This window comes from Streptomyces sp. RP5T, from assembly GCF_003933965.1.
In the GTDB taxonomy this organism is placed as follows: Bacteria; Actinomycetota; Actinomycetes; order Streptomycetales; family Streptomycetaceae; genus Streptomyces.
Genome location: NZ_RSAJ01000474.1, coordinates 1 through 6,505 on the forward strand (window position 1 = coordinate 1; position 6,505 = coordinate 6,505).

Consider the following 6,505-nt stretch of genomic DNA (forward strand, 5'->3'; position numbering starts at 1 on the left):
CACCCAGTAACCTTGTGCGGGGCACAGTCGCGCCCCCACCACCACCCGCCAGACCGCACCCGAAAGGTGTCCCCCCGTGGAAAACGGCGCCCAGCCCGTGATTGTCGCCATTGACGGCCCCTCCGGCACGGGCAAGTCGAGCACCTCGAAGGCCGTCGCCGCGCAGCTGGGACTGAGCTACCTGGACACCGGGGCCCAGTACCGGGCGATCACCTGGTGGATGGTGACCAACGGGATCGACATCGACGACCCGACCGCGATCGCCGCCGTGGCCGGGAAGGCGGAGATCGTCTCCGGCACCGACCCGGAGAACCCGACGATCACGGTCGACGGCACCGACGTGGCCGGTCCCATCCGGGGCCAGGACGTCACCTCCAAGGTCAGCGCCGTGAGCGCGGTGCCCGAGGTGCGGGCCCGGGTCACCGAGCTCCAGCGGTCGATCGCCACCTCCGCCGAGAAGGGCATCGTCGTCGAGGGCCGGGACATCGGCACGACCGTGCTGCCCGACGCCGACCTCAAGATCTTCCTCACCGCCTCGCCGGAGGCCCGTGCCGCCCGCCGCAGCGGGGAGCTCAAGAGCGCCGACGTCAAGGCCACCCGCGAGGCCCTGATCAAGCGGGACGCAGCCGACTCCAGCCGGAAGACCTCGCCGCTCGCCAAGGCGGACGACGCGGTCGAGGTGGACACCACCGAGCTCACCCTCGCGCAGGTCATCGAGTGCGTCGTCACCCTCGTCGAGGAGAAGCGGGCCGGGAAGTGACCGTTCCTTCGGAGAAGGGTGCCGAGGTCGGCCGGCGCATCGGCGTCGGGCTGATGTACGGGCTGTGGAAGCCGCGCGTGCTCGGCGCCTGGCGGATGCCCCCGACCGGGCCCGCGATCCTCGCCGTCAACCACTCCCACAACATCGACGGCCCGATGGTCATGGGGGTCTCGCCCCGGCCTACGCACTTCCTGATCAAGAAGGAGGCGTTCGTCGGACCGCTGGATCCCTTCCTGACCGCCATCGGACAGGTCAAGGTGGACCGCTCGGGCGCCGACCGCGGGGCGATCACCCGGGCGCTCGACGTCCTCAAGGAGGGCGGAGTCCTCGGCATCTTCCCGGAGGGCACCCGGGGCGAGGGCGACTTCGCCTCCCTGCGCGCCGGGCTCGCGTACTTCGCGGTGCGCAGCGGGGCGCCGGTCGTGCCGGTCGCGGTGCTGGGAAGCTCCGAGAGGCCGGGACGGTTGATAAAGGGGCTGCCGCCCCTGCGCAGCCGGGTCGACGTCGTCTTCGGCGACCCCTTCGACGCCGGCGACGGCAGCGGCCGGCGCACGCGCAGGGCGCTCGACGAGGCGACCGAGCGCATCCAGAAGCAGCTGAGCAGTCACCTGGAAAACGCCAGGCGCCTCACCGGGCGCTAGGCGACACTGAGTAGTGGATCAATCCGGCGAAAGGGCCGGGTGGTCCACCGATCACCACGATGAACGAGGTACGGACTTCATGAACGACCACATCCACTCCGAGGGCTCGGGCGAGGAGCACGACCACGGGGCGCTTGGCGATGCCGAGTACGCGGAGTTCATGGAGCTCGCCGCGGAAGAGGGCTTCGACCTCGAGGACGTCGAGGGTGCCATCGAGGCGGCCGGCCACGGTCCGCTGCCGGTGCTCGCCGTCGTCGGGCGCCCCAATGTCGGCAAGTCGACCCTGGTGAACCGCATCATCGGCCGCCGCGAGGCCGTCGTCGAGGACAAGCCCGGCGTCACCCGTGACCGCGTCACCTACGAGGCCGAGTGGGCGGGCCGCCGCTTCAAGGTCGTCGACACCGGCGGCTGGGAGCAGGACGTCCTCGGCATCGACGCCTCCGTGGCCGCGCAGGCCGAGTACGCGATCGAGGCCGCCGACGCCGTCGTGTTCGTCGTGGACGCCAAGGTGGGTGCCACCGACACCGACGAGGCGGTCGTACGACTGCTGCGCAAGGCCGGCAAGCCCGTGGTGCTGTGCGCCAACAAGGTCGACGGGCCGAGCGGGGAGGCCGACGCCTCCTACCTGTGGTCCCTCGGGCTCGGCGAGCCGCACCCCGTCTCCGCGCTGCACGGCCGGGGCACCGGCGACATGCTGGACGCCGTTCTGGAGGCCCTGCCGGAGGCGCCCGAGCAGACCTTCGGCGGCGCCGGCATCGGCGGTCCCCGCAGGATCGCGCTGATCGGCCGCCCGAACGTCGGCAAGTCCTCGCTGCTGAACAAGGTGGCGGGCGAGGAGCGGGTCGTCGTCAACGAGATGGCTGGCACCACCCGTGACCCGGTCGACGAGCTGATCGAACTCGGTGGTGTCACCTGGAAGTTCGTCGACACCGCCGGTATCCGCAAGCGGGTCCACCTCCAGCAGGGCGCCGACTACTACGCCTCGCTGCGCACCGCCGCCGCCGTGGAGAAGGCCGAGGTGGCGGTCATCCTGATCGACGGCTCCGAGTCGATCTCGGTCCAGGACCAGCGGATCGTCACCATGGCCGTCGACGCGGGCCGCGCGATCGTCCTCGCCTACAACAAGTGGGACACCCTCGACGAGGAGCGCCGCTACTACCTGGAGCGGGAGATCGAGACCGAGCTCGGCCAGGTCGCCTGGGCGCCGCGGGTCAACGTCTCCGCGCGTACCGGCCGGCACATGGAGAAGCTGGTCCCGGCGATCGAGACGGCTCTGGAGGGCTGGGAGACGCGCGTCCCCACCGGCCGCCTGAACGCCTTCCTGGGCGAGCTGGTCGCCGCCCACCCGCACCCGATCCGGGGCGGCAAGCAGCCGCGCATCCTCTTCGGCACCCAGGCGGGCACCAAGCCGCCGCGGTTCGTGCTCTTCGCCTCCGGGTTCATCGAGGCGGGCTACCGGCGCTTCATCGAGCGCCGGCTGCGCGAGGAGTTCGGCTTCGAGGGCACCCCGATCCACATCTCGGTGCGGGTGCGCGAGAAGCGCGGCGCGAAGAAGAAGTGACCCGCGCATGAGGAAGGGCGGCCCCCGGTGGGGCCGCCCTTCCTCATGTCCCGGATCCCTCCGTCTCAGATCCCTCTGCGGGGAGCGGGTGGCAGCGCCGCCGGGACGTGGTGCATCCCGGTGTGCTGCTGCCCGATGTGTCCCACCCGCTGCCACTGCGACTGCTGGCGGGCGCTGAACGCCCCCGCGCTGTAGGCGCTGCACGAGCTGCTGAACGAGCCCGAGGCGTGCGGGGTGTTCCCGAACGCGGTGAAGCCCAGCTCCTCCTCGCCGCTGCGGTCGCCCGGCAGCGAACGGAAGGTCCTGACGTACTCGGAGTAGAGCGCGTCGTAGATCGGCGTGGCCGATGGTCCGCCGGAGGTCCGGCGCGGAACGTCGTATGGGTGCACGTATGTCCAAACGACACCGGGACCTCGGGGATGCGGTCGCGGGTGATCCTTCAGCCGGTGCTCACGTCCCGGCCAGCGGCATCGCGGCGGCGACCAACTTGCCGTTGGCCGCGGCCTTGTCCAGCGCGTCCCGCAGCAGGTCCTCGCGCGGCTGCCGTCCGATGGACCCCACCGGCGCGGCGAACACGAGCACCTGCTGGTGCTTGTTGGCGGCCGCCCGCCAGCTCTCCGTGACCTGGAGCGCCTGGTGCGCCTGCCACCAGGCCACCGGCTGCCCGCCGTTCGCCGAGGGCTGGAGCACCGCGTGCAGCTGCCCCACCGCCAGCAGCACCGACCACCCGTGCAGCACCGGCGGCACCGACTCGATCGCCGTCAACGGCATGAACCCCTGCTCGATCAGCAGCGGGAGGAAGTCGTCGCCGCGTCCCGTCGCGCCCGGGCGGGCGATCGGCCCGGTCGGCTCCACGACCAGCGCCGGGTGCAACTCCCCGGCGATCAGGACGAGTCCGCTGGTCACCCCGAGCACCGCCTGCTGGGGTACGACCTTGTCCGGGTCCAGGTCGACGGTGTCGCCGGTGATGGACTTCACCGCGCCCTGAAGCTGCTCCTCGGTGACCTGGACGACCTGGGAGGGCAGACAGGTGGCGTGGGCGAAGGCCAGGACGGCGGTCTCGTCGCCGATGAACAGGACGGTGCTGGTGCGTTCCTGGTCGGAGTCGCCCTGGGTGCGGCAGGAGGTGCAGTCGTAGCTGCCGGGGGCGTTCTCTCCGGCGAGCAGCCGGTCGGCTTCTTCGTCGCCGATCTCAGCGCGTACCTCGTCGCTGACGTCGAGCATGCGCGGCACGGGTGGCTCCCTCGGGATGTGGTGCTCGGGCGGATCCCGGGCTCATGAAGAAGACAACGGCCGATCTGTGGCGGGAGTCACGCCCCAGGGCGAACGGAATCGAACCAACCACCGCGCAGGGTCACCGCGGGTGCGGAATCGGGTACTCAGTGTCAAGTCGACGGAAATGCAAGGAAGTTGGTTGCATGAACTGGGTCACAGATCGTCGTGCCACCTGGTCGACAAATCCTGAAATCAGCCAATGAAGTGGGTGGCCGGAAATCGCCGATACCCTCGGTAACGCTGAACTGGCCTGGAACAACGGGGAGTTGGTTGCTGACGCCTCCACAGGCTCTCTACATTCCTCCGCCGTGTGCAACGAGCACCGCTCGGGAACGTCCGCCGCCGCACCAAGCCAGCTCATCGCACCACCCGCCGGCGGACGGGGCGGAGCGCGACCACCCGGCCCCATGTGCCGGGAGCGCGTTCCGTCTTGGGGGACCCCGAGTCCGTAGAGAGGGAACCATATGTCCGAATGTGCCGATACCAGGCGCGACAGCGCTCGTAAGTCCCGGACCACCGCGGCCCTCGCCGGGGCCGCCCTGCTCGCCCCGCTCGGGCTGCTGGCCGCGGCCGGCAACTCGGTGGCCGCGGACGGCGGGGTGTGGGACCGCATCGCCCAGTGCGAGAGCGGCGGGAACTGGCACATCAATACCGGCAACGGCTACTACGGAGGACTCCAGTTCTCCGCCGGCACCTGGCGCGCGTACGGCGGTACGGCCTACGCGCCCACCGCCGACGAGGCCACCAGGTCCCAGCAGATCGCGGTGGCCACCAAGGTCCAACGGGCCCAGGGCTGGGGCGCCTGGCCCACCTGCTCGGCCCGCGCCGGCGCGTACGGCAGCGCCCCCGCGGCCTCCTCCGGGGCCCCGGCGGCCCCCGCCAAGCCGGCGAAGACACCGACCCGTTCGGAGAACCACACCAACCGCGGCGCCTCGCGCGGCGACTACACCGTCCGCTCGGGCGACACCCTGGGCACGGTGGCCGCCCGGCACGGGACCACCTGGCAGAAGCTCTACGCCGCCAACAAGGCCGTCATCGGCGCCGATCCCGACCTGATCGTGCCCGGGCAGCGTCTCAACGTCTGAGCGCCCCCCTGTCACGGGCACGGGGCCCCGTCCGGTCCGGCGACCGGGCGGGGCCCCCGCGCACCGGCGCGGCCCTCAGGCCCGTCGCCGCCCCAGCTCCGCCGCCTCCCCGCCGAACACGACCGCGCCCCGGCGCAGTTCGTACACGATCGCCGTCCGGCCGTGCAGCGCGGGCGGGAGCCGCTGCTCGGCCACGACCACGCACGCGTCCAGTTCCGCGAGAAGTTCGTACGTGCGGGCCGCGACCGTGGGGGACATCCCCTGGGCGGGTTCGTCGACCAGGACCACGCGCGCGCGTGCCAGCAGCGCGCGGGAGAGGGCGAGCATGCGCTGCTCGCCGCCGGAGAGGGTGCCGGCCCGGCGGTCGAGCAGGGGAGCCAGTTGCGGAAAGGCGTCCAGGGCCGGGCCGTGCGCGGGGGCGGCGAGTTCGAGGTTCTCGCGGACGGTGAGGGAGCCGAACACCGCCCGCCGCTCGGGGACCAGACACAGCCCGCGCCGGGCCCGCTCGTACGCCGGTACGCGGGTCACGTCGACGCCGTCCCACACCACGCAGCCGCCGGTCAGCGGCACGGTCCCGGCCAGGGCGCGCAGCGCCGTCGTACGGCCGGAGCCGTTGCGCCCCAGCAGGACGGTGAGACCGGGTCCTGCGGCGGTGAGGGTGATGCCGTGCAGGGCCTCCAGGGGGCCGTAGCGCACGCGCGCGTGCCGGAGGGACAGGGTGGTCCTCGCGGTCATACGGCGCTCTCCGGGGCGTCGAGCGTGTCCAGTACGTGGGCCGGGGGGCCGGAGGCGATGACACGGCCCGCGGTCATGACGTGCACGACGTCCGCGAGGTCGGCGACCAGGTCGAGGTCGTGCTCGACCACCAGGAGGGCGGTGCCGTCCGCCGCGAGGGCCCCAAGGACGCGGGCCAGGGCGGCGACCTCGGTGGTGTCCAGGCCGGCGGCGGGTTCGTCGAGGAGGAGGACGTCCGGGGATCCGGCGAGGGCCCGGGCGAGTTCCACGCGGCGGAGCGTGCCGGTGGGGAGGCCGGCGGCGGGGGTGTCGCGCAGAGGGCCGTCCAGACCGAACAGCCGCAGTGCGCGGTCCGTCGCGGCCGGGTCGCGGACGCGGCCCTGCTCCGCGCCCACCTGGACGTTCTCGGCCACCGTCAAGGTCGGGAAGACCGCCAGTCGTTGGAAGG

8 protein-coding genes are annotated in these 6,505 nt (G+C 72.2%); 4 read left to right on the top strand and 4 right to left on the bottom strand.

Features of this window, described 5'->3' with window-relative positions:
* The first annotated feature begins 76 nt into the window (after nt 1–76).
* From cmk to der, 3 genes are all read left to right on the top strand, one after another.
* Complete coding sequence (cmk, locus tag EHS43_RS33790; RefSeq protein WP_125194463.1) at nt 77–760, top strand: (d)CMP kinase; 684 nt, start codon at nt 77–79, stop codon at nt 758–760.
* A 53-nt stretch (nt 761–813) separates the two neighbouring features.
* On the top strand, nt 814–1,401 hold the full coding sequence (locus tag EHS43_RS33795) for a 1-acyl-sn-glycerol-3-phosphate acyltransferase (RefSeq protein WP_125194470.1): 588 nt from the start codon (nt 814–816) through the stop codon (nt 1,399–1,401).
* A gap of 79 nt (nt 1,402–1,480) precedes the next feature.
* Nucleotides 1,481–2,962 carry a ribosome biogenesis GTPase Der gene (gene der / locus EHS43_RS33800; RefSeq protein WP_125194464.1) on the top strand — a complete coding sequence of 494 codons (1,482 nt, stop codon included), beginning with the start codon at nt 1,481–1,483 and terminating at the stop codon, nt 2,960–2,962.
* A gap of 65 nt (nt 2,963–3,027) precedes the next feature.
* Here the strand turns inward: der and EHS43_RS33805 are convergent, their stop codons facing one another.
* Both EHS43_RS33805 and EHS43_RS33810 read right to left on the bottom strand, forming a co-directional pair.
* A complete protein-coding gene (locus EHS43_RS33805; RefSeq protein WP_125194465.1) occupies nt 3,028–3,351 on the bottom strand; it encodes a hypothetical protein in 324 nt (107 codons plus the stop codon).
* Nucleotides 3,352–3,412: 61 nt separating this feature from the next.
* The gene (locus EHS43_RS33810) at nt 3,413–4,195 is read right to left on the bottom strand and encodes a hypothetical protein (protein WP_125194466.1); all 783 of its coding nucleotides are present in this window, start codon (nt 4,193–4,195) and stop codon (nt 3,413–3,415) included.
* A gap of 506 nt (nt 4,196–4,701) precedes the next feature.
* Between EHS43_RS33810 and EHS43_RS33815 the strand changes: the two genes are divergently transcribed.
* Nucleotides 4,702–5,322 carry a transglycosylase family protein gene (locus EHS43_RS33815; RefSeq protein ID WP_125194467.1) on the top strand — a complete coding sequence of 207 codons (621 nt, stop codon included), beginning with the start codon at nt 4,702–4,704 and terminating at the stop codon, nt 5,320–5,322.
* A gap of 75 nt (nt 5,323–5,397) precedes the next feature.
* Here EHS43_RS33815 and EHS43_RS33820 read toward each other — a convergent pair whose 3' ends face one another.
* Entirely contained in the window at nt 5,398–6,057 is a 660-nt protein-coding gene (locus tag EHS43_RS33820) for an ABC transporter ATP-binding protein (RefSeq protein WP_125194468.1), read from the bottom strand.
* Nucleotides 6,054–6,505 (bottom strand): ATP-binding cassette domain-containing protein (locus tag EHS43_RS33825; RefSeq protein ID WP_125194469.1); only part of this gene is annotated, 452 nt, incomplete at its 5' end. The genes EHS43_RS33825 and EHS43_RS33820, both read right to left, overlap by 4 nt.